18 protein-coding genes are annotated in these 22,621 nt (G+C 71.4%); 7 read left to right on the top strand and 11 right to left on the bottom strand.

Annotated features, from left to right (window positions below; translation table 11 throughout):
* Window positions 1-13: 13 nt before the first annotated feature.
* The 5 genes from ACQP2O_RS26055 to eccD all read right to left on the bottom strand — a co-directional run bounded on the left by ACQP2O_RS26055 (window position 14) and on the right by eccD (window position 4,361).
* Window positions 14-478, bottom strand: a complete 465-nt coding sequence (locus ACQP2O_RS26055; protein WP_433190345.1) for a type VII secretion system-associated protein — start codon at window positions 476-478, stop codon at window positions 14-16.
* A 124-nt stretch (window positions 479-602) separates the two neighbouring features.
* The gene (locus ACQP2O_RS26050) at window positions 603-926 is read right to left on the bottom strand and encodes a WXG100 family type VII secretion target (protein WP_433190342.1); all 324 of its coding nucleotides are present in this window, start codon (window positions 924-926) and stop codon (window positions 603-605) included.
* 52 nt (window positions 927-978) lie between these two features.
* Window positions 979-1,305, bottom strand: coding sequence for a WXG100 family type VII secretion target (locus ACQP2O_RS26045; protein WP_433190339.1), 327 nt, complete (start codon window positions 1,303-1,305; stop codon window positions 979-981).
* A 161-nt stretch (window positions 1,306-1,466) separates the two neighbouring features.
* A complete protein-coding gene (eccB, locus tag ACQP2O_RS26040; protein WP_433190336.1) occupies window positions 1,467-2,930 on the bottom strand; it encodes a type VII secretion protein EccB in 1,464 nt (487 codons plus the stop codon).
* Window positions 2,931-2,963: 33 nt separating this feature from the next.
* Entirely contained in the window at window positions 2,964-4,361 is a 1,398-nt protein-coding gene (gene eccD, locus ACQP2O_RS26035) for a type VII secretion integral membrane protein EccD (protein WP_433190333.1), read from the bottom strand.
* A gap of 349 nt (window positions 4,362-4,710) precedes the next feature.
* On the opposite strand from eccD, the gene eccCa reads away from it, so the two are divergent.
* Window positions 4,711-8,649, top strand: a complete 3,939-nt coding sequence (eccCa, locus tag ACQP2O_RS26030; RefSeq protein WP_433191168.1) for a type VII secretion protein EccCa — start codon at window positions 4,711-4,713, stop codon at window positions 8,647-8,649.
* A 135-nt stretch (window positions 8,650-8,784) separates the two neighbouring features.
* On the opposite strand, the gene ACQP2O_RS26025 is transcribed toward eccCa, so the two are convergent.
* Window positions 8,785-9,894, bottom strand: coding sequence for an FAD-dependent oxidoreductase (locus ACQP2O_RS26025; RefSeq protein WP_433190330.1), 1,110 nt, complete (start codon window positions 9,892-9,894; stop codon window positions 8,785-8,787).
* Window positions 9,895-9,938: 44 nt separating this feature from the next.
* Here ACQP2O_RS26025 and ACQP2O_RS26020 point away from each other — a divergent pair, with 44 nt between their 5' ends.
* On the top strand, window positions 9,939-10,658 hold the full coding sequence (locus ACQP2O_RS26020; RefSeq protein ID WP_433190327.1) for a TetR/AcrR family transcriptional regulator: 720 nt from the start codon (window positions 9,939-9,941) through the stop codon (window positions 10,656-10,658).
* 13 nt (window positions 10,659-10,671) lie between these two features.
* Here the strand turns inward: ACQP2O_RS26020 and ACQP2O_RS26015 are convergent, their stop codons facing one another.
* Both ACQP2O_RS26015 and ACQP2O_RS26010 read right to left on the bottom strand, forming a co-directional pair.
* On the bottom strand, window positions 10,672-11,283 hold the full coding sequence (locus ACQP2O_RS26015) for a sigma-70 family RNA polymerase sigma factor (RefSeq protein WP_433190325.1): 612 nt from the start codon (window positions 11,281-11,283) through the stop codon (window positions 10,672-10,674).
* 237 nt (window positions 11,284-11,520) lie between these two features.
* Window positions 11,521-12,774 carry a S8 family serine peptidase gene (locus tag ACQP2O_RS26010; protein WP_433190322.1) on the bottom strand — a complete coding sequence of 418 codons (1,254 nt, stop codon included), beginning with the start codon at window positions 12,772-12,774 and terminating at the stop codon, window positions 11,521-11,523.
* A 157-nt stretch (window positions 12,775-12,931) separates the two neighbouring features.
* Between ACQP2O_RS26010 and ACQP2O_RS26005 the strand changes: the two genes are divergently transcribed.
* Complete coding sequence (locus tag ACQP2O_RS26005; RefSeq protein WP_433190319.1) at window positions 12,932-16,249, top strand: right-handed parallel beta-helix repeat-containing protein; 3,318 nt, start codon at window positions 12,932-12,934, stop codon at window positions 16,247-16,249.
* A 119-nt stretch (window positions 16,250-16,368) separates the two neighbouring features.
* Window positions 16,369-17,265, top strand: coding sequence for a Vgb family protein (locus tag ACQP2O_RS26000; protein ID WP_433190317.1), 897 nt, complete (start codon window positions 16,369-16,371; stop codon window positions 17,263-17,265).
* Window positions 17,266-17,291: 26 nt separating this feature from the next.
* Here ACQP2O_RS26000 and ACQP2O_RS25995 read toward each other — a convergent pair whose 3' ends face one another.
* Entirely contained in the window at window positions 17,292-17,933 is a 642-nt protein-coding gene (locus ACQP2O_RS25995) for a TetR/AcrR family transcriptional regulator (protein ID WP_433190314.1), read from the bottom strand.
* A gap of 28 nt (window positions 17,934-17,961) precedes the next feature.
* Between ACQP2O_RS25995 and ACQP2O_RS25990 the strand changes: the two genes are divergently transcribed.
* The 3 genes from ACQP2O_RS25990 to ACQP2O_RS25980 all read left to right on the top strand — a co-directional run bounded on the left by ACQP2O_RS25990 (window position 17,962) and on the right by ACQP2O_RS25980 (window position 20,700).
* Window positions 17,962-18,588 (top strand): SRPBCC family protein, encoded by a 627-nt coding sequence (locus ACQP2O_RS25990; protein WP_433191166.1) that lies wholly within the window; start codon window positions 17,962-17,964, stop codon window positions 18,586-18,588.
* A 191-nt stretch (window positions 18,589-18,779) separates the two neighbouring features.
* Window positions 18,780-19,217 carry a hypothetical protein gene (locus ACQP2O_RS25985; RefSeq protein ID WP_433190312.1) on the top strand — a complete coding sequence of 146 codons (438 nt, stop codon included), beginning with the start codon at window positions 18,780-18,782 and terminating at the stop codon, window positions 19,215-19,217.
* Window positions 19,218-19,359: 142 nt separating this feature from the next.
* Window positions 19,360-20,700, top strand: a complete 1,341-nt coding sequence (locus ACQP2O_RS25980; protein WP_433190309.1) for a serine/threonine-protein kinase — start codon at window positions 19,360-19,362, stop codon at window positions 20,698-20,700.
* Window positions 20,701-20,721: 21 nt separating this feature from the next.
* Here the strand turns inward: ACQP2O_RS25980 and ACQP2O_RS25975 are convergent, their stop codons facing one another.
* Together ACQP2O_RS25975 and ACQP2O_RS25970 are read right to left on the bottom strand one after the other, a co-directional pair.
* Window positions 20,722-21,714 (bottom strand): nucleoside hydrolase, encoded by a 993-nt coding sequence (locus ACQP2O_RS25975; RefSeq protein ID WP_433190306.1) that lies wholly within the window; start codon window positions 21,712-21,714, stop codon window positions 20,722-20,724.
* On the bottom strand, window positions 21,711-22,571 hold the full coding sequence (locus ACQP2O_RS25970) for an ABC transporter permease (protein WP_433190303.1): 861 nt from the start codon (window positions 22,569-22,571) through the stop codon (window positions 21,711-21,713). Before ACQP2O_RS25970 ends, ACQP2O_RS25975 begins: the two co-directional genes overlap by 4 nt.
* Between the last annotated feature and the right edge of the window lie 50 nt (window positions 22,572-22,621).

Here is a 22,621-nt window from a genome sequence, read left to right as displayed (position 1 = left end):
GGCCCAGTACGGCTCAGGTGGTCTGGTCGCCGCCGGTCGATTGGAAGTCGCTGGGCACCGTGCCCAGGCCGTCCAGGAAGGCCTTCCCGTCGATCTTCGTCAGGGAGTCGTGCTGGGCGTCCATAAGCTTGGTGATCGTGGCGTTGAGATACTTCTCCAGATCGGTGAAGAGCTTGATCTGCTTCTTGTAGATATCGGAGATGGACCCCGCCGACGCGGTGATGTGATCGACGATGTCCTTGCCACCGGTGCCCGTGTCCTTGGCCAGCGCGCCGATCGCGAGCGGCGCGTGGAGCCGATAGAAATCATTCTCCGAGGTGCTCTCTCCCTTGCCCAGAAGGAAGTCGATCGGCGGCGTCCCCTGCGTGTCGGTCTTGTGCGCGATCTTGTCGAGGGAGTCCTTGAAGTTGGCGATGTCGTGGTTGACGAAGTTCTGCAGCGAGGTCTTGTCCAGCGCCAGCTTTGTCTTGTCCGCCATGGCTCCGCTCTTCCGAGGTCTGTCAGTTCCATTGCCGGCCGTTCCGGTTCACGGCCGGGGATTTCGGTGTCCGCATGCCGACCGTCTTCGGCCGCCCGCGTGACGGGCGACCGAAGACGGGCGGTCAACCGCCGATCCGCACCTCGGACCACATCTGGCTGAGGTTGTTCTCGTTGTACTTGTAGCTGCCGGAGATCTCGTCGAGCAGCTGCGAGTGGCTGGTGAGGATCTGCTCCATCGACTTGATCGCGTTGTCCCAGGCCTGCTGCTTCTGGTTGTAGGTCTGGGCGTCGTCACCGATCCACTGCTTCTTCAGCTCGGCGAGCTCCATCTCCATGTTGGAGATCGTCTGCGCGATGGCCTTGGTCTGGGAGACCAGGTCGTCGGCGGCGTTGCCCATGTGGTTGTAGTCGACGTAGATGAAACCGTCGGTGAAGTCGTCGCTCATCGGTGTCCTCGTTTCGCGTCGGGAGGGAAAGCGCCGGGATCGTTCCGGGGGATCAGCCGTGGAGGGCGTTGAAGACGGACTGAGCCTGCTGATAGCCCTGGTTGATCTGGTCGTTGCTGGAGCCCTGCTGCTGGTGCTGCGAGGTGAGGGTCTGGTTGAGCTTGTCGACCATGTCCTGCAGGTTCTTGAGGATGACGTCCGCCTGCTGCTCCCAGGAGTTGACGAGGTCCTGGAACGCCTGGCCGTCCGAGCCCTTGTACCCGGAGGCCAGGTTGAAGCGGGTGGACTCGACGTCCTGCTTGATCTTGGTGATCCCGGTGTACGCCATCTCCAGGGCCTGAACGCCGTTCTTCGTCGCCCTGACCTCTGACTGCTGCATGCCTGCCACGCTGCGCCTTCCTCTCTGGTTCGGTGCTCACGGGAAACCGGGAGCTAGATCCTGCGTCGTGGGCCGCTCGGTCGGCACCGCCGTCGGCGCGCGCCGCCGCCAACCGGTTCGCGTCTCCTTCCGCACTCTGTGGTAGTGACCGTGACTTGCCATCAACTTGTCGCAACCTTGCCCGGACCGGCGCACGGCGGCGCGGTGCTCGAGGAGGTCCCCTCCTGCGCGGCCGTGGCGCTCAGGTCAGGTCCGGTGGGCAGCATGTTCAGCAGCGGCGACGGCAGGGCCACCACCTGGCCGGTCGAGTACCCCAGCGCCGCCAGGTCGGATGCGGAGCCCACGCGGTACTTGGTGCCCGTGTCCGTCACCAGGTAGGTCGTACCGCCGACCGTGCCGCCCGCGGCCGGCAGAACGCGCACCAGCGCGCCCCCGCCGGGCGGCACGGTGATCCGGTCGACCGGCACGCACGCGGACGTGGTCGCCGCCTGAGCGACGGTGCCGAGCGAGGCCGGGCCCTGCAGCACGACGCTCACCCGGGGCCCCACGGGCGTCGGCTGGACCCGGACACAGGCGTCCTGGTCCGGCTGCCCGTCGACCAGGCGCGGTGGCGTCTCGGGCAGCGCACCGGCGGGTGCCGTGTCCGGCGCCGTCCGGCCGTTCAGAGCGTCGGGCGCGAGCGGGATCGCGTCGGGTGTCCTGCCGCGGTACGCCCCCGTGCGCACGGCGGGATCGGCCAGGATCAGGGCGGCGACGGTCGTGGTGACCTCCGCCAGGCCGCTCTGGCTCAGTTGGTAGTACCGCGGCTTCGACCCGAGCACGCCGATCTTGAAGACCTGCCCGATGCGCGTCGCGTGCCCGTCGAGCGACGGGCCGGAACGCCCCATGCCGGGCACGGCCGGGGCGGCCAGATCCGGCCCGGCCGGCAGCGCGTCGACGAACGCCGCCGACACCGGTACCGGTGTCCGGCTCCCGTAGCCGAGGGCCGTCACCGCGCCGCCCTTCGAGTCCAGCCGCAGCCGACTGCCCTGCCACACCAGGTAGACGTGCGCGTCGGGCGCGGAGACCAGCAAGCCCTGACCGGACGTCAGCGCGCCGTCGCCGTCGGCGTCCCCCGCCCCGACGGCGAGGGTCGTGACCGGCGCCGGGGAGCCCGCCACCCCGGTCCCGGAGCACACCGCCCAGGCCCCTTCGGCCAGGCCGCCGGCCGACGGCAGCGCGTCGGGCGCGCCGACGATGCCCACCGGCTGGCCGTGCGGCGTCCCGTCCAGCGACTTGGTCCGGACGTGGTGCGCGGTCAGCTTGGTGCCGCCGATCAGCCGCGCCGACGCGTAGTTCTGGACCGGGCGCAGCCGCCCGTCCACGTAGAGGTAGGACGCGCCGGTCTCCTGGTCGACGATCAGACTCTGCGCGTTGCGCCAGGAGGCGGACCGGCCCGGGGAGATCAGGCCCCAGACGAACGCCCCGCCGCACAGCAACACGGAGATGACGATGCCGATGATCACCCCCCGGTTCGTACGGCCCTGGGGGCTCTCCGGGGCGTCGGGGTCCGCCCGGAGCATCCCCGACGTGATACGGCCCATGACGAACATGTGGGCGTGGACCTGGTCGCGGCGGGACTGCATCAGCGCCTCTTCCGTCGTGCTCTCGTGTCCTGGTCAGCCGATGGCACGCAGCTCGCCGAACACGCCCAGGACCCACAGGGTCAGCGGCAGCATGCTGATCGCGACCAGGCTCTGCAGGAGTTCGGCGGCGCGACCCCAGTACGGCACCATCCGGCGGCCGGGCACCGTCCAACCGGCGATCATGAGCGCCGCGGTCACCCCCATCAGCGCCACGGCGATGATCAACCGGCCGGTCGATCCGGTCCTGGCGACCTCGACGGCGATGATCGTGGCCGCTCCCCACGCTCCCGGCAGGGCCATGAACAGGCGCTGCCAGACGTTGCCCAGACCGCGGCTGTGCAGCACGAGCAGCAGGGACAGCGCGGCCGCGAACACGAGCTGTGCCAGGTCCTCCTGATGGGCCAGTGCCGCCAGGCAGGCGGTGCAGGCCAGCCCGACCGTGCCGTACAGCCCCGTCATCCAGCCGTCCGCCAGGACCGCGCGGGCGGCCACGGCCTTCGGCGAGCGCGGCTCGATGCCTTCCTGGAGCTGGTCGGGGTTGGTCGGCAGCGGCGGCATGCGCATTCCGGACAGCCGGAACGACATGGCCGGCACGAACGCGCCGAACACGACCGCCAGCAGCGCGACCACCGCGGCCGCCTCCTCCGGAGGGAAGCCCGCGACCATCATGAGGGCTCCCGCGAGGGCGCCGGCGACTGCCAGCACGGTCGCGCCGACGAACAACGACGTGTACGCCGCCACCAGCGCCAGCGCGAGCACGGCTCCGCCCGCCTCGGCCGCGGACGCGGCGAGCAGCCGGGCGCCCACCACCTCGAAACCGTCCGGCCCGGACAGCCGCCCTCCCGGCAGCAGAAACCCTGCCAGGATGAGGAACGGACCGGCCATGACGCCCAGGAGCGCGGCCGAAGCGGCGTCGCCCACCGCGCGGCTCGCCGCCGCGGCCCCGGCGAGCAGCAGGAGCGCCGCGGCGCCGGCGGCCACGACCCGCTGCTCGACCGGCCCGCTCGGCAGCGCGAGCACCGCCAGGACGGTCAGCGTCACGAACACCGCCAGACCGCGCAGCAGTCGCCGGCTCGCCTTCGGGCTCCACCCGTACGGGCTGTCCTTCATCGTGGTGGAGATGCCGTCCACCAGGTCGTCCAGCAGCACCTCGGGCAGCGCCTCGGTACGGGGCCGCAGGTAGAGCGTGTCGCCGTCGTGCAGGTCGAGCGACTCGAGAGTGGCGTCCTCGTCGAGCGGCGGTCCGCCCAGGCGCTGCAGCACCCAGCCTTCGTGTTCGATCCCGGTCTCGCCGAGGTCGTCCCCGCCGTAACCGAGCACGGCGGGGAGCAGGTCCGCGACCGGGACGTCGGCCGGTACGGCCAGGTCGATGGTCTTGGCGGGGGCGCGTACCGTCAGCCGGCACAGGTCCGCCACCGAGCTCTTGCTCATGGGGGCTCACTCGTTCTTTCCACGCACGCCCGCCGCCTTCGCCGAGCGGGGACGCGTGAATATGGGTCGTTACTCCACGTCGGTCCGTCTGCGCAGTGCTCTCCACTCGGGGCATACGCACGCGACGGCCAGGTGGTTCACCCCGATTCGCGAATGATCCGGACGAAGTTCCGCGCGGGCGCGATCCGGGACGCCGAGGGCGTCTCCCCTGTACGATGCGCGGTGACGCAACCGGCCTGCTCCGCAGGTCCCCTCCGCGGCTCTCCACTCCGCCGAGCGCGCCCGGCGACCACCGTCCGCCGGCGCCGCGCTTCGTCGTACCACGCCAGGAGGCCGTTCGTTGAGTTTCGTGCTGTTCCGCAGGCCGATGCGCCGGCGTCCACCCGAGATGCCCGAAGGAGAGCTCACCCTCCAGGAGCCGCCGACGCTGCCCGAGACCGTGCCCGACAACTCCGCCGTCTGGACGTACCTGCCGATGGCGCTGATGTCGGTGGCGATGGTCATGATGTACATGACGCGCGGCAGTGGGGCGAGGAACGGCTTCCTGCCGCTCTCCCTCGGCCTGATGGTCCTCGCCGCCGGGGCCATGCTCGTCGGGCAGGGCATGCGCAAGAGCAGTGAGCGCAAGGAGAAGCTCAAGGGCGCCCGCCGGGACTACCTGCGTTACCTCTCCCAGACCCGGCGCAAGGTGCGCGCGGCCGTACGGGAACAGCAGGGCGCCCTGGCCTGGCGGCATCCTGCGCCGCAGACGCTGTGGTCCATGGTCGGCACGACCCGGATGTGGGAGCGCCGCCCCTCGGACCCCGACTTCGCCGAGGCGAGGCTCGCGGTCGGCGACCAGAAGCTGGGCCTGCGGCTCGCGCCGACGACGACGAAACCGGTCCAGGACCTCGAACCGCTCACCGCGCACGCGCTGCGCGGCTTCATCCGGGCCTACTCCACCGTGCCCGACCAGCCCACCGCCGTCTACCTGCAGTCCTGGGCGCGGGTGCTGCTCCGAGGGGACGAGGCACAGATCCGCGGCGCCGTCCGCGCGCTGATCACCCAGCTCGCCCTCTTCCACTCTCCGGACGACCTGTGGATCGCGGTCTGCGTCGCCCCGGACCGCCTGGCGGAATGGGAGTGGGTCAAGTGGCTGCCGCACAACCTGAACCCGCACGACACTGACGCCGCCGGCCAGGTCCGCATGATCGCCTCGGACTTCCCGGAGCTGGAGGGCATGCTCGGCGCGGAGTTCTGGGAGCGACCGGCGTACGACCCGGAGGCCATGCCCGGCCGGGAGGAGCCCTACACGGTGCTCGTCGTGGACGGGGGCACCGTGCCCGCCGGGCACGCGCTGGACGGCCCCGGCATGCGCAACGTCGTCCTGCTGGACCTGGCCGGCGCGCTGACGTGGCGGCCCGGCCGCACCACCCTCCGCCTCGACGTGAGCGACGGCGAGATCCGGCTCGTCCGCACCGACCGGGAGCGCAAGGAGCAGCTCACCCCCCTCGGCCGCCCCGACCGCCTGGGCGTACGGGTCGCGACCGCGTTCGCCCGGCGGCTCGCCCCGTACCGCCTCGGCGTCGGGGCCGAGAGCGCCGAGCCGCTGTCGGCCACCACGGACCTGGCCGCTCTCCTGGGCATCCCCGACCTGTACCGGCACGATCCCCGGAGCCTCTGGCGCAAGCGCACCGCCGCGGAGCGGCTGAAGGTGCCGATCGCGGTCGGCGCCGACGGGAAGCCGGTGGAGCTGGACATCAAGGAGTCCGCCCAGGGCGGCACCGGCCCGCACGGCATGCTGATCGGCGCCACCGGCTCGGGCAAGAGCGAGCTGCTGCGCACGCTGGTGCTGGCGATGGCGCTGACCAACTCCTCCGAGACGCTCAACTTCGTCCTGGTGGATTTCAAGGGCGGCGCGACCTTCCTCGGTCTGGACGAGCTGCCGCACGTCTCCGCGGTCATCACCAACCTGGCCGGTGAGGCGGCCCTGGTCTCGCGCATGCGGGACGCGCTGCACGGTGAGCTCATGCGCCGCCAGGAGCTGCTGCGCGCCGCGGGCAACTACGTCTCCGCTCTCGAGTACGAGAAGGCGCGCGCGGCCGGGGCCGCCCTGGAACCGCTGCCCAGCCTGTTCGTGGTGGTCGACGAGTTCAGCGAGCTGCTCGCCGCGCACCGCGACTTCATGGAGCTGTTCGTCATGATCGGCCGGCTGGGCCGCAGCCTGGGCGTCCACCTGCTGCTCGCGTCCCAGCGGCTCGACGAGGGCCGGATGCACCAGCTCGAGGGCCACCTGTCCTACCGCATCGGCCTGCGCACCTTCTCGGCCATGGAGAGCCGCGGCGTGCTGGGCGTGCCCGACGCCCACCAGCTGCCGCCGCAGCCCGGCGCCGGTTTCCTCAAGACGGGCGTGGAGGCGCTCACCCGCTTCCGCGCCGCCTACTCCTCCGGTCCCTACCGGGGACGCGGCAAGGCCGACCAGGCGCGGGTGGCGAGCCAGGTGGTCCCCTGGTCCGCGTCCCGGATCGCCCAGGTCCAGCCCGCCCCGGTGGAGGTGACGCCGGAAGAACCGGACGAGGCCGCCGACACCCTGCTGTCGGCGGCCGTCGACCGGCTCCGCGACGCCGGGCCGCCGGCCCACCAGGTGTGGCTGCCGCCGCTCGACCTGCCGCCCGCCCTCGACCAGATCCTCCCGCCGCTCGCGCCCGACGACCGGTTCGGCCTGACGACCGTCGACTGGGAGCGGCGCGGCGGGCTCACCGTGCCGGTGGGCATCGTCGACCGGCCCTTCGAGCAGATCCGCGACCTGCTGGTCGTCGACCTGTCCGGGGCCGGCGGGCACGTCGCCATCGCCGGCGGCCCACAGAGCGGCAAGAGCACACTCGTCCGTACGCTGATCAGCGCCCTGGCGCTCACGCACACCCCGCGCGAGGTGCAGTTCTACTGCCTCGACTTCGGCGGTGGCACGCTCGCCGGTCTCGCCGGCCTGCCGCACGTCGCCGGGGTCGCCACCCGCCTGGACCACGAGCGCGTCAGCCGCACCGTCGCGGAGGTCACCGCGCTGCTCGCCGACCGCGAGCAGTTCTTCCTCGCCCACGAGATCGACTCCATGACGACCTACCGGCGCCGCCGGGCCGCCGGGGAGTTCACCGACCAGCCGCACGGGGACGTGTTCCTCGTCGTGGACGGCTGGTCGACGGTGCGCCAGGACTTCGACCGGTACATCCAGACGTTCAGCGCCATCGCGGCGCGCGGCCTCAGCTTCGGCATCCACCTCATCGTCACCACCGCGCGGTGGGTCGAGCTCACGGCGGCCGTGCGCGACCAGGCCGCCACCCACCTGGAGCTGCGGATGGGCGACCCGATGGACTCGGAGGTCGACACCCGCCGCGCGGCGAGCGTGCCGCGCCTCCCGGGACGCGGCATCACCCGCGACACCAAGCTGCACTACCTCACGGCGCTGCCGCGCATCGACTCGGTGGAGAGCGCCGCCGACCTCGCCGACGGCATCGCGGGCCTGGTCGCCGCGGTGCGTGAGAGCTGGACCGGCCCGGCCGCGCCTCCGGTGCGGATGCTGCCGGCGCGGCTCAGCGTGCGGGAGCTACCGGCGCCCGAGGGCGACTTCCGGGTGGCGATCGGCCTGGAGGAGGAGCGGCTCTCCCCCGTGGTGCACGACTTCGCCGAGACGCCGCACATGGTGGTCGTCGGCGACACCGAGAGCGGCAAGACGAACCTGCTGCGTCTGGTCGCCCGGGCCGTGACCGAGCGGTTCACGCCCACGGAGGCGCGCATCATGATGGTCGACTACCGTCGTGAGCTGGTCGAGGCGGTGCCCGAGGAGTATCGCCTCGGGCACGCGGTCGCCATCGACGCGCTGCGCGACCTGGTCACCGGCGCGGGGCAGGCCATCAAGGCGCGCGTGCCGGGGCCGGACATCACCCCGGCCCGGATGAAGCTGTGCGACTGGTGGAACGGGCCCCGGCTGTTCATCCTGGTCGACGACTACGACATGGTCGGGGCGGGCCCCATGCAGCATCCGTTCGACCCGATCGTCGACCACCTGTCCCTCGGGTGGGAGGTCGGGCTGCACATGGTCGTCGCCCGCTCCGCCTCGGGCGCCGGGCGCGGGATGGGCGAGATGATGATGCGCCGGCTGCAGGAGGTCAACACGCCGTCCCTGCTGATGTCCTGCCCACCGGACGAGGGATACCTCTTCGGCAACGTCAAGGGCCGTATCCTGCCGCCCGGCCGGGCGATCCGGATCGCCCGGCGCAAGGCCGTACAGATCCAGACGGCCGTGCTCGACTAGGGCGCACCCGGTGGATCTGGTTCGTAGCCGGACGAAGATCCACCGGACGTCCCCTGGTACGGCAGTCGGCCCCTTCTTCAGATCCCGGTCTCATCGAAGATCGGTACGCCGCTCGGCGGTCGTATTCGGTCGCCTTCAGCCAGGTTGGAAGAATGCGAGCATTTTCTGGGCGGCGTCCGGCGACGTCAGCAGTTCATGCATGTCCGCGGACATCCGGGCGGCGGCGCTGGTGCGTTCGAACATCTCGCGTTCGTATTCCTTGACGGCGGTGGAAAGGTCGTCCGGGTGCGCGGCCAGCGCTAGACCGAGCACGGCGCCGTCGAGCAGCGCCATGTTGGCGCCCTGCCCCGTCGGCGGCATCAGGTGCGCGGCATCGCCGAGCAGCGTCACCCCTGGCGTCGACGGCCAGGTCAGGCCGACCGGGAGAGTGGCGATCGACCGCGGCACGACCGTGTCGTCGCAGGCCGCGATCAGCGCGATGAATCGTGGGTCCCAGCCGGCGAGCAGGTCGATCAGCCGCGCCCGGGCGGCGGCCGGGTCGTCGAACGGGATCCCGCTGGTGGCGAACCAGTCCTCGGCGGTGTTGTAGAAGCTGATGCCGATGCGAACGCGGCCGTCGCCGTTGCGCTGCGCCGCCAGGGATATTCCGTTGCCGAGCACCCAGTAGGTGCCGCGCCCGACCATCGCCGCGAGGTCGGGGTGCGTGCGGTCGATGTCGGGAATGCCGACCTCGACGACGTTCTTGCCGATGTGCACCGGGCGGGCGTCGGTGAGCAGCGCGCGGACCCGGGAGGCCGCGCCGTCCGCGCCGACCAGCAGGTCATACGCCGCACTGCTGCCATCGGCGAAGTGCAGCAGGCCGTTGTCCGCGGACGTGAACGCGTGCCCCCAGCGCACCACGTCGTGGGGAAGGGAATCCAGGAGCAGGTTGCGCAGATCGGCGCGGTCGACCTCGGGTCGCAGGAGCGGGGCGTCGTCGGGCGTGTCCTCCTGGAGCAGCAGGGTGCCGTCCGGCTCGAGAAGACGCATGTCCTGGCCTTCGCCACGGGCGATCGCGTAGAACTCGTCGATCAGACCGGCCTCGCGCAGCGCCCGCTGGCCGGAGTGGATGTCGAGCATGCCGCCCTGCCCACGTGCGTCGCGCGAGGATTCGCGTTCGTACACGACGGCGTCGACGCCGTTCACGTGCAGCACCCGGGCAAGGGCCAAGCCGCCCAGGCCGGCTCCGACGATCGCGATGGTCATGACTACCTCCGATGCAACGTATTGCTCGATACAGTGTATTGGACGTGGTCACCGTAGCACTCGGGCGCGGTATGGTCGGCGGCATGGTGGTGTGGGAGCGGCCGGAGCCGCCGGATCGACCGGTGCCGGCCCCGCTGAGCCGGGAGCGGCTCGTCCGGGCGGCGATCCAGCTGGCCGACGCGGACGGCTTGGACGCGGTATCGCTACGCAAGGTCGCCGCGGCGCTGGGTGTCGGACCGATGCGGCTCTACGGCTACATCGAGACCAAGGAGGAGTTGCTCGACCTGATGGTCGATGCGGTCTACGCGGAGATCCGGCCGGCCGGAGACGGTTGGCGCCAGGTGCTGCGCTCTCTTGCCGAAGCCACCCGGCAGGCCGCCCGGCAGCACGAATGGCTCGCCGACCTGATCGGCGGGAGGCCACAACTCGGGCCGAACACGCTCGCCACCGGGGATGCCGTGCTGGCCGCCATGGGCGGCGTCGACCTGGACACCGTCGTGCCGGCGGTCGCCGCGGTCAACGCCTACGTGGTCGGCGCGGTACGCCGGGAGATCACCGAGCGACGCGCCGAGCGGGCCAGCGGGATGGACATCAAGCAGTTCCAGGCCGCCTACGGGCCGTATCTGGAACGGACCTTCGCAACCGGGCGATTCCCCGCACTGGCCACGGTCGTACGCGACGGCCCCCACCTGAGCGCCGACGAGACCTTCCGGATCGGCCTCGAGTTCCTCCTCGACGGCATCGAAGCCCGCATCTCAAGCTGACGCGCGACGCCGCTCAATCCATCACGGCACGGGCCCGCAGGCATGCCCGCAGCGCGCGCATGGCGTAGTGGGCGCGGGACTTGACCGTTCCCGGCGCGAGACCGAGCGCGGCCGCCGTCTGCTCCACGCCGTAGCCGAGGTAGTACGTGTAGATCAGGACCTCGCGCTGCTGCTCGGTGAGCTCGGACATGGCCTCGAGCACCGCCCGCAGTGTGACGACCCGCTCGGCCGGATCCGGCACGGCCCGCTCCTCGGGCTGATCGTCGCCGACCTCGTTCGGCCTGGCCTGCCGGGCGCGGTGGTGGTCGATCACGAGCCGGTGCGCGACGGTGAACAGCCACGTGCGCACCCGGTCCGTCGTGGGGTCGAGGATCTCGCGGTGCTGCCAGGCCCGTACGGCGGTCTCCTGGACGATGTCCTCGGCCCGGTGCCGGTCGCCGTTGCACAGCCGGAGGGCGAAATTGAGCAGGACGGTGCCGTGCCGCTCGTACAGCGTGCGTGAGAAGGCGTCGTCGTGCGCCGGATCGTGCTTCGGGGCCGGAACACGCGGAACGCCACGCCATCGCGGCATGACCACGCTCCGGGTCACCATCGGCGGTCGGTCCAGCACTCGGATGCGCGACATGAAAGGCGACCTCATTCTCACGATTCGTCAATCCGGACCGGCCACGGCGCTACCTGACCTCGGCCCCCCGATGAAGTTCCAACCATCAAGCCGTGGTCTTGGCGAGTCCTTGCCGCCGACTTGCCGACATTGACCGGCGGAGTCAGGCGTCGCGTCCGAGCCCCGTCCCGGTGCATCGCTCCGGCTCGGATGCCGGACCGCCGGGAAAGACGCTCGGGACCGGCCGGGCAGGGGTCATCACGCCGAGGTGGACACCTTCGGCAGTTCTCGCCGGGGATCACCGCCGGCCGGCCGCCACCCCCGGGCCCGGCCGAGTGGGATGATCACCGCCGCGCCCGCGACAAGAGCCACGATCCCACCCCCGATCGAAGCGACGATCAACGCGCGGGTACGAGGGACGTGTGCGGTGTGGGCCGGCATCCGCATGGAGGCACTGGGCGTCGGCCGTGCGGTCGCCGGGGACGACACCGCCGCGACGGCGGCGTACGGGTCCAGGAGGGGTCTCGCGTCGGGGTAGGCGGACGTGACCAGCCGGTTCGCCACCTCGGCCGCCGTCAGCCGGGGCTGGTACGCGCGCACGAGGGCGGCCGTACCGGCGACGAACGCCGCGGCCAGCGAGGAGCCGGATCCGATGTAGTTCCCGGCGCCCTTGGGCCCGATGCTCACCACGGCGTCGCCGGGCGCGGCCAGGTCGGCGGCGAAGACGTTCGGCGCTCCCTGCGGGCGTGAGCCGTCCGGCCCGAAATCCTCGACCGCGACCACCTGCGGGATGAAGGCGGGAAAGTAGGGCCGCGCGGGCGGCGCCGAGGGCGTCCCGCCGGCGGAGGTGGGCACGGCGTCCGGCGCGGCGGGCGCGACCACCACGGCGTTCTTGCGGGTGGCGTAGGCGACCGCGGCCGTCAGTTCCGCTCTGCCCTCGGTCAGGGCCGCGCCGACGTAGACGACGCGGGCCCCGTGGTCGACGGCGGCGCGGATGCCCGCCGCGACCGCGCCCGGCGAGGCGACGCCGTTCTTGCCGGTGCCGCGTACGGCGAGGATCCGCGCCTGGGGCGCGATCCCGCCGCCGGTCGCGTCCTCGGCACGCCCCGCGATCAGGCCGGCCACGAAGGAGCCGTGCCCGACACAGTCCTGGTCGCCGTCCGCCACCGCGGTGACCCGGCCGGCCAGCGCGGGAACGTTCGTCGCCACGCCGGTGTCCACGACGCCGACGGTGACTCCGGCGCCGTCGCTGAGCTCGCGGACCCGAGACGCCCCGAGCGCGCTCACCGTCCACGGCTGCGCGTGGGCCGCGGTCGGAGACGCGCCGGTACACGACCGGCCGGACCCGAGCACCGACGGGATGACGGGCAGGCCGACTGGACCGGGCGCGGCGCCGGGCGGCCGTTCGTACGCCGTGGCCGCCGCGGCTCCGGGGAAGGCGGAGACGAAAAGCGGGGCCGTGGCGGCGGCCACCGACGCCACGGCGCGCAGGCGCCGGAGGACACGTCGCATGCGCTCAGCGTAGAAACCCGATCTTGTCGTTCTCTTGTCGTCCGGGACAAGGGTCCCTGCTGGTCACAGCCATTGCGCGCGAGGGTGTCAAGCGGCCCGCGCGAACGGCATGATGGTTGTCTCGTCGGCACCCACACCGACCCGAGGAGGGTTCAGCGTGTCTCGGCAGTTGCTCACGGTCTCCCCGGAAGAGCCGGGCGCTTTCCGGACAATCGAGGAGGCGCTGGCCGCGGCACGCACCGGGTCGGTCATCCGTATCCGGCCGGGCCGGTACGCCGAGAGCCTCTTCATCCGGACCCGGGTCACGATCGTGGCCGACGGGGACCGGGGCAGCGTCGAGATCTGTCCGCGGAGCGGCAGCGCGGTGATGCTCGTGGCGGACGCCGTGATGCTCACGGACCTCACTCTGCGCGGTGGCGGCGACGACGTGCCGGTCATCGACGCGGCGCGCGGGCAGGTCGCGATGGAGGGCTGCACCGTGACCGGTTCCGGCTGGACGGCCGTGCTGGCCCGCGGGTCCGGTTCGCTCGCGATGCGCGGCTGCCGGATCACCAACGCCGAGGGTGCGGGCATCGTCGACACCGCGGACACGGCCAGCGTCATCGAGGACTGTCTCATCGAGAACCTCGGCACCTCCGCCGTCGTGCTGAGTGAGAAGTCCCAGTCGACGATCCGGGGCTGCCGGCTGCGGGACGCCCGCGGCAACGGCGTGCTCGCCAACGGCGAGGCCCAGGGCACGATCGAGGACTGCGAGATCTCCACGATCTCGAAGCCGGCCATCGCCCTGGAGGGCGACAGCGCCACCCGGATCGTACGGACGAGCGTTCGTGACTGCGCGGTCGGCGTGTACGTGACGAGCGGGTCGCGTCCGGCGCTGGAGGAGGTCTCGGTCTCCGACATCACCGCCGGTTCGGGGATCGCGCTGGCCGATGGCGCGGATCCGCTGCTGCGGCGCTGCCGGACGGCCCGTACGAAGGGCAGCGGGCTGTCCGTCGCCGACCGTTCCCGCGGCACGTTCGAGGACTGTGAGTTCGCCGGATCGGCCGCGCCCGCGATCAGCGTCGTGGGGTCCAGCTCGCCGACGCTGATCGGCGCGACGGTGCGCGAGTGCGCTGACGTGTCCGCGTCCGTTCTGGTGGCGGAGGACTCCCTCGCCGAGTTCGACCGGCTGGAGGTCGTGGACGCCGCCGGTACCGCGATCGCCATCCGGTCCGGCGCCAACCCGCTCGTTCGCAACGCGACGATCACCGCGCCCGGCGGGACCGGCGTCGAGGTCACCGAGGATGGGCGCGGTCGGCTGGAGCGCTGCGTCGTCGAGCGGGCCGGCGGCGCCGCCGTGCGCATCGCGAGCGGCGCCAACGTCTCCATCCGCGACTGCGACCTCCGCTCCCCCGGCGACGCCGGGGTCGCCGTCGACTCCGGCGGGATGGGCACGATCCAGGACTGCGAGGTCTCCGGGAGCGACGCCTCCGGCGTGGTCGTACGCGAGGGCGGTGACGTGAGCCTCAGCCGGGCACGGATCAGCGGCTCCGGTGCCCACGGCGTGCTCCTCACGGCCGGTGCGCGGGCCACGCTCGACGCCTGTGAGATCACCGGGAGCGTCGGCGACGGCGTCCGGGTCGACACCGCGGAGGCCGTCACCGTCACCGGCTGTGCCGCGCGCGACAACCGCGGCGCCGGGCTGCGGCAGTCCCGCCCCGGCGGACGGCTGACAGTGCGCGACCTGGACAGCTCCGGCAACGCCGTCCCCGATTCCTGGGGCGACGAGGTCGCCGTGGAGGCCGGCGGCGCCGCGGACGGCACGGACACCCGCGCGCCCGCGCCCACCGGTCCGCTGGAGGAGCTGGGGGCCCTCATCGGCCTCGAGGGCGTGAAACGCCAGGTGCGCGCGCTCGTCAACCTGAACCAGCTCTCGCAGCGCAGGGCCCGGCTCGGCATGCCGGCACCCCCGATGAGCCGGCACCTGATCTTCGCGGGCCCGCCCGGCACCGGCAAGACCACGGTCGCCCGGCTGTACGGCGGGATCCTCGCCTCCCTCGGCCTGCTGCCCTCCGGGCACCTGGTGGAGGTCTCCCGCGCCGACCTGGTCGCCCAGTACGTCGGCGCGACGGCCATCAAGACGACGGAGGCGTTCACCGAGGCGCTCGGCGGCGTCCTGTTCATCGACGAGGCGTACACCCTCGTCACCGAGGGCAAAGGCGGCTCGCACGACTTCGGCCGCGAGGCCATCGACACCCTCGTGAAGCTGATGGAGGACCACCGCGACGAAGTCGTCGTGGTGGCGGCCGGCTACACCGCCGAGATGCAGTCGTTCCTGTCCGCCAACCCGGGCATGGCCTCGCGGTTCAGCCGGACCGTGGAGTTCACCAACTACTCGGTCGACGAGCTCGTCACGATCACCGAGAAGATGTGCGAGAGCCACCGCTACGAACTGGACCCGACCACCCGTCAGGCGCTCGCCGCGCACTACGAGCGGATGCCGCGGGACGCCACCTTCGGCAACGGCCGTACGGCGCGCCTGGTCTTCGAGGAGATGATCGAACGGCAGGCGTTCCGGCTCGCGTCCATGACCGACCCGGCCGAGAGCGACCTCTCCCTGTTGCTGCCGGAGGACGTCAGCGACGCCGCGGCCACGGACGGCGCGGTGGGCGCGGAGCGCGACACGCTGCTGGCCCGCCTGACCGACATGATCGGCCTGGCCGGCGTGAAACGCGAGGTGAAGGACATCGTCGACCTCCTCGCGACGGCCAAGCAGCGAGAGGCCGCCGGGCTGCCCGTGCCCCGGCTCAGCCGGCATCTCGTCTTCACCGGCTCGCCCGGCACCGGCAAGACCACCGTGGCCCGGCTCTACGCCGAGTTGCTGCACAGCTTCGGGGTGCTGCCGCGCGGCCAGCTCGTGGAGGTGGCGCGCGCCGACCTCGTGGGCCGCTACGTGGGCCACACCGCGCAGCTCACCAAGGAGGTGTTCCAGCGCGCGCTGGGCGGCGTCCTGTTCATCGACGAGGCGTACACCCTGACCCCCGAGGGGGCGTCCAACGACTTCGGCCGTGAGGCGGTCGAGACTTTGCTGAAGCTGATGGAGGACCACCGCGACGAGGTCGTGGTCATCGTCGCCGGCTACACCGACGAGATGCGGCGCTTCTTGAACTCCAACCCCGGGCTCGACTCCCGGTTCTCGCGGCAGGTGGAGTTCGAGGACTACAGCACCGACGAACTCGTCGCCATCACACGGAACCAGGCCACCGCCGCGGGCTACGAATGCGCTCCCGAGACGCTCGCGGCGCTGCACGGGTACCTCGACGCCCTGCCGCGGGACCGGACCTTCGGCAACGCGCGTCTCGTCCGGCAGTTGCTGGAGACGATGATCACTCATCAGGCGAGGCGGCTCGGCACGATGCGGTCGCCCGGCGTGACGGACCTGCGCCTCCTGCTGCCCGAGGACCTGCCCTCCGCGAGCACTCCCACCGCGCGCTGAGCGGTCCGAGCGGATAGGCTCCGGCGCGCGGTTTCGGCTACTTTGCCGCTTCTATCGCGTCTGTGGGCTAGGACTCATCCCGGCGAAGCCCGCTTGCAGGACACCGGAAGGACACGAAGATGCAGCGCTCCGATCAGCCGTCGGTTCAGGAGTTCTCGGTCACGGACGCGAAGGCGGGCCCCTACGGCATCACGACCGGGCCCGACGGCGCGTTGTGGCTCACCCTGGTCCACAGCGGTGAGATCGCCCGCCTGTCCGGCAACGGTGAACTCCGCCGGTATCCCGCGGGCCCTGCGGAGTGCAGGCCGAGCATCATCACCACAGGCCCGGACGGGGCACTGTGGTTCACCCGCTCCGCGGACCATCACATCGGCCGGATCACCACCGACGGGACCCTCACGGCGTTCGCGCTGCCCGAACCCGACAGTGGCCCCTTCGGGATCTGCGCGGGCCCGGACGGCGCCCTGTGGTTCACCGAGATGAACACCGACCGGATCGGCCGCATCACCACCGACGGCCAGGTCACCCACTTCCCCCTCCCCGCGCAGGGGACGTTCCCCTCGATGATCACAGCCGGTCCGGACGAGGCATTGTGGTTCACCCTCAACCAGGCCAACGCCATCGGCCGTATCGACCTCGACGGCGAAGTGACACTCCACCGGCTGCCCACCGCCGGCGCCGCACCGGTGGGCATCACGTGCGGAGCCGACGAGGCGATCTGGTTCGTGGAGATCGCCGCGGGGCAGATCGGCAGGCTCGGTGTGGACGGCACGATCCAGGAGTTCCCGCTGCCCGACCGGAGCGCCAAGCCTCACGCCATCACCACGGCACCCTCCGGAGAGTGCTGGTTCACCGAATGGGGCGCCAACCGCATCGGATGCATCACCCCCGCCGGTGTGATCACCGAATACGACCTGCCCACCCCCTCATCGGAACCCCACGGCATCGCCGTGGGCCCGGAAGGTGCTCTGTGGACCGCCCTGGAATTCGGAGCGGTCGCCCGGCTGGCCCCATGATGTAGTCCCCTGCGGCCGACGCTGTGTCATCGCGTTGGCAGAGCGTTCAGTTCGTCGGCGATCAGCAGGCCTGGGTCGAACTCCATTCCCGCGAAGTGGCCGGTGAGCTCGAGCGACAGCACGCCGTGCAGGCGGGTCCAGAAGGACAGGGCGCGATGCAGGGTCGCGGCCGATGCCGGGTGGCCGCCGACCCACTGGCGATGGTTTTCGAGGTGGGCGTCGAACGGGGTCGCCGGTTCGCCGATCGCCGGCGCACCGCAGGCCTCGAGCAGCACCGCCATGACCTCGAACGAGATCGCCGTGGTGTCTTCGGGCGCGTGGTAGCCGGGGACGGGCGTGCCGTAGATGAGGAAGTACCGGTGCGGGTCGCTCCGGGCCCACTCCCGGATGACGCGAGCCAACCCGGCCAGGTCGGCACCGGAGTCGAACGCCGCCCGGACGGTGTCGGCGAGACTTCGGTAGGCGTCGCGGATGAGCGCGGTGATCAACTCGTCGCGGCCGGCGAAGTACCGATAGAGGGCAGGGCCGCTCATGCCCATCTGTTTGGCGATCGCGTTGAGCGACAGCGCGGACACTCCCTCCACGGCGATCTGCTCCCACGCGTGCTGCTTGATCTCCATGCGCACCTGAGCCCGGTAGCGCTCCCGCGGGCTCTGCGCGACCAGCACCACACGCTCCCCCGGCCCCCAGGCTCGCCTGCGTTCCACCCTGCTCGCGATCCCGCTGGCCGCCGCCGGGCTCCTCGGCGCCGTACCGGCTCATGCCGCCACCACCGACCAACGCGCGACGTCCGGCCACGCCACTCCGCCGAAGTCGCTGACCTGCCGGGGTCAGGGCATCGATCCCACCGCCCGGCTCCACCATCGGACCGAGACCTTCATCAAGCCGCCGCTGAGCACCGTCTGGAAGCTGCACACCGACGTGACAGGGTGGCCCTCCTGGCAGACGGCCGTCACCAGCATGAAGCGGCTGGACCCCGGAGCGCTGCGGAGGGGTTCGCAGTTCCAGTGGACGACCCCGGCGCCCGCCACACCCACGACCCCCGCCACCACTCTGGTCATCACCTCCACCGTCCAGCAGATCAAGCACGACCACTGCATCCGCTGGACCGGACCCGCGATCGGCAACGGACTACGCATCGACCGGGGCGTCCACGTCTGGAACTTCATCAAGGTCAAAGGCGGCGTCCTCGTCCGCACCGAAGAAAGCTGGACCGGCGCCCAGATCGAGACCGACCCGGCCACCGCCATCCGGTACCTCGCGCCCGGCCTCGACGCCTGGCTGGCCGACCTCAAAGCCGCCGCCGAAGCCCGCTCCCACTGAGCCGAACGGTACGGTCACGATGACGGGGGACTGAGGGCCCAGCCGGAAGTTGGGCCTGCGGCCCCTACCGCCGGGCGGCCTGCCGATGCGATGGTCGGTGGCATTCCACTCGACGTTCACGGGCCGACCCATGCCGCCTTCCACCTGCGGCGGACCGGCCCGTGGCCTTTCATAAGCGAAGGAAACCGCCAATGCGGAAGCCGGCCCTGATCGTCGCCGCTCTTGCCTGCACCGTCGTCGGGGCGGGCGCCTCGGCGGCGTCCGCCTCCACTACTACTGCCCCCAAGCCACCGCACTCGTGGAATCTGGACAAGAAGGTCAAGCCCGCGGACGCCCGGACCGCCGGGCACTGGAGCCGCCACGGCAAGAAGATCACGATCAGCGGCAGGGTCCAGGACTACAGCCCCGGCGACTCCGCATCGGCGAGCGTGGTCGTGAGCGTCCGCCTGTCCGGCAAGCTCGTGCTGCTCCGGCAGTACTTCGCCGACACCAAGAAGGGCCGGGCGTTCGCGCCGTCGTACACCGCGAAGACCGCCGCCCAGGCGGCCAAGGTGAAGATCTCTGTGCAGAAGTGCCTGTTCAAGGCGGACGACACCAGCATCTGCAGCAAGGACACCCTGGTCAGGTGACCGCCTCTCCGGCGGCGCGCGCTTAGGCGCCCAGGTGCGCGGAAACCGGTTTTCCCGCGCACCTGGGCACCCCTTATGCACCGCGGACGATTCCTTACAGACATAGTTGTCTGTCGGGTCGCGAGGTGGCTAGGGTCGGCACGTGGAAGATCTTGGCCGCCTCCTTGCTCATCGGTACCGGCTGACCGGCCTGCTGGGGCAGGGCGGCATGGGCGCCGTCTGGCGTGCTCGCGACGAGCAACTGAACCGGGACGTGGCCATCAAGGAGCTCCAGCTCCCCGAGCATCTGGACGCCGCCCAGCGGCAGATCTGGCTCGCACGGCTGAATCGGGAGGCGCGCGCCGCCGCGCGCCTGAAGCACCCTGGCATCATCACCGTCCACGATCTGGTCACCGGCGATGACGAACGTCCCTGGATCGTCATGGAGTTGGTGCGTGACGGATCCCTGGGCGATCTCCTCAAAGCGCAGGGGCCGCTTGCACCCCAGCAGGTCGCCGGGATCGGCCTGCAGATGCTGGACGCGCTTCGCGCGGCGCATCAGGCGGGTATCACTCACCGCGACATCAAGCCCGCCAACGTTCTGCTGGAAGGCGATCGGGTCGTCCTGACCGACTTCGGCATCGCCGCCGTCGACGGCGACGACACCCTGACCCGCTCGGGCGAAGTCATGGGAACGCCCGCCTTCATGTCTCCCGAACAGGTACGCGGTCTGCCGGCCACTGCCGAGTCCGACCTGTGGTCACTGGGCGCGACCCTCTACACCGCCGTGGAAGGCCGCCCTCCGTTCACCGGTACGAGCACCGGAGCGGTCTACGTCGCCGTCGCGACCGAAGACCCCGCGCCCGCGACGCACGCCGGCCCCCTGGAACCAGTGGTCAACGGTCTTCTCCGCAAAGACCCCGCCCAGCGGCTGACCACCGACCACCTCTACGCGATGCTCACGCAGCTCGGCTCCGGTCACCCTGTACCCGCCCAACCGCCTCACCAGCCGCTCATGGCACCCCCGGCTCCGGCACCCGGGTCACCGGCGGCGCGAGGCGGGAGACTCCGCTGGGTCGCGCTGTCCATCGCGGCGGCTGTCGCCGCCGTGGCCGTGGCGGTGTCCGCATTCGTCTTCTTCGCCAGAACGGACTCCGCGTACGACCACAACCTTCGCATCGCCAAGGCGCTGGGAACGCCGAGCGGCTACACCAGGACGGCCGAGAAGAACGTTGGTGGCGGCAGAGCACGGGTGGAGCTCACCGCCACCCGCACGTGCGGCGGCGGATGCTCCGAGACGTTCACCGCCAATATGGACACGTGTAAGGCCATACGAGAATGGTTGATGATAAAACCGGGCATCGCGGCCGTGGGCAGCCCCATGCTGGCACCGGACGAACGGAGTTGCATCGTCGGGGTCAAGCCCGTCCGCGCGCCCGGCGTCATCCAGGTCGAGGTGGCACTCCAGAACGACAGGACTCTCGTGCGGATCGAGGTCGCCTGAACCGCCGTCCGGCGACCCGGCTCACGACAGCGCCCCCACGAAGTCCTGCACGAACCGGGCGGCGTCCACCGAGGTCAGCACCCGGGTGTCGGGCGTCTTCTCGTACCGGAACGCGGGCGGCAGCCCGTCGCTGGTGCGCATCAGCCTGGCCCGGGACAGGAACCCGTCGCCGACCACGTTGACCGGACCGTCGATCCACCCGGTCGCGAAGCCCGGATCCAGCAGCACCCCGGCGGCGAGCGGGTCGTGCAGCGGGATGATCCGCCGCCCCCACTCGTTCTGGTAGAAGTCCAGGTAGGAGTCGAGGATCTCCACGGCGAACCGGGCGACCGGGGTCTTGACCGCGCGCAGCGCCCCGATGGCCTGCTCGTCCAGGATCGTGCTCGCGGTGACGTTCACGCCGACGCTGACCAGCAGGTTGCGTGGCGCGGCGAACACCAGCCGGGCGGCGGCCGGGTCATTGTTGATGTTGGCGTCGATCATGCGCAGCACGCCTGGTTCGGCGTACGGCCCCGAGCCGCCCATGAGCACGACCGAGCGGTACTTCAGCAGCAGGTTCGGGTCGATCCGCAGCGCGAGTCCGAGATTGGTCAGCGGCCCGAGCGCGAGCAGGTCCAGCTCGCCGGGCGCCTCGTCGGCCAGCCTGACCAGCAGCTCGGCCGACGACTCGGCGGCCAGTTCCGGGGTGGGCCGCAGGTAGCCGCGGTCACCGAGCCCGTCCTTGCCGTGCACGTACGAGGCGATGTGCGGGCTGCCCTCCAGCGGCCCGGCCGCGCCCAGCGCGATCGGCACCTCCAGGTCGAGCAGCCGGGTCACGTAACCGATGTTGCGCACCGAGTCGTCGACGGCGCAGTTCCCGAACACCGACGTGATCGCCACGATCTCCGCGTCCGCGCGGGCCGCCAGATACAGCAGCGTGTGGGCGTCGTCGATCCCGGTATCGGTGTCGACGACCACCCGGCGTACCGAGGTCCCCCCTGCTCGCTCGGGCGGGTTCGATCCTTCGGAGCTCATGCGGCACGTTCCTTTCTGCGCCTTCTCGAGATGACGCGGGCCAGGACCAGCACCGCGAGCGTGATGAGGTAGGGGGCGGCGTCGGCGGCCTGCTGCGGCAGCCCGGCTCCCTGCAGCCGAAAGCCCAGCGCCTCGGCGACGCCGAACAGCAGGCACGCGCCGAGCAGCCGGTACGGGCGGGTCCCGGCGAGCATGACGGCGACCACCGCCACCCAGCCGCGGCCGGCGCTCATGCCCTCGCTGAACAGCGTCACGTTGCCGAGCGAGAGCTGCGCGCCGCCGAGTCCGCACAGGGCACCCGCGGTGAGGACGGCGGCGTGCCGGTACCCGGTGACCTTCAGGCCGAGCGAGCGCGCCGCTTCCGGCTGCCCGCCGAGGGCCCGCAGCCGCAGCCCCGAGCGACTCCGGCCGAGCCAGAACGCGACCACGGCGGTGAGGAGGAAGACGACCGGCACCAGCACCGACTGCGACGTGTGCGGCAGGTCCGGCAGCCCTTTCAGATCCGGTGAGGAGTACGTGCCGCCGGTGCCGAGGATCCGGCGCATGAGGAAGGAGGTCAGCCCGAGCGCGAGCAGGTTGGTGCCGACCGCGACCACGATCGGATCGGCGTTCAGCGACACCGTGGGCACCGACAGCAGCGCGGCGAACAGCACGGTCGCCACGACGGCGGCCAGTACCCCGAGCCAGGCGTCGCCGGTCTCATGGCCGACCACCACGGCGGTGAAGGCGCCGCACAACAGCTGACCCTCCAGCGCGATGTTGAACACTCCGGCCGCCGCGCACAGCAGCCCGCCGAGCGCGGCGAACAGCACCGGTGCCGTCGCGGTGATGACCGAGGCGGCGAAGACGAGGCTCATGACGCCTCCCGGCGCGTCGAGGCGATGGCTGCCCGCGGTCGCGGGGCGAC

This window comes from Actinoallomurus sp. CA-150999 (assembly GCF_050942425.1).
Classification (GTDB): domain Bacteria; phylum Actinomycetota; class Actinomycetes; order Streptosporangiales; family Streptosporangiaceae; genus Actinoallomurus.
Note: the sequence above shows the minus strand (reverse complement) of the source record. Positions and strands in the feature narration are given on the sequence as shown.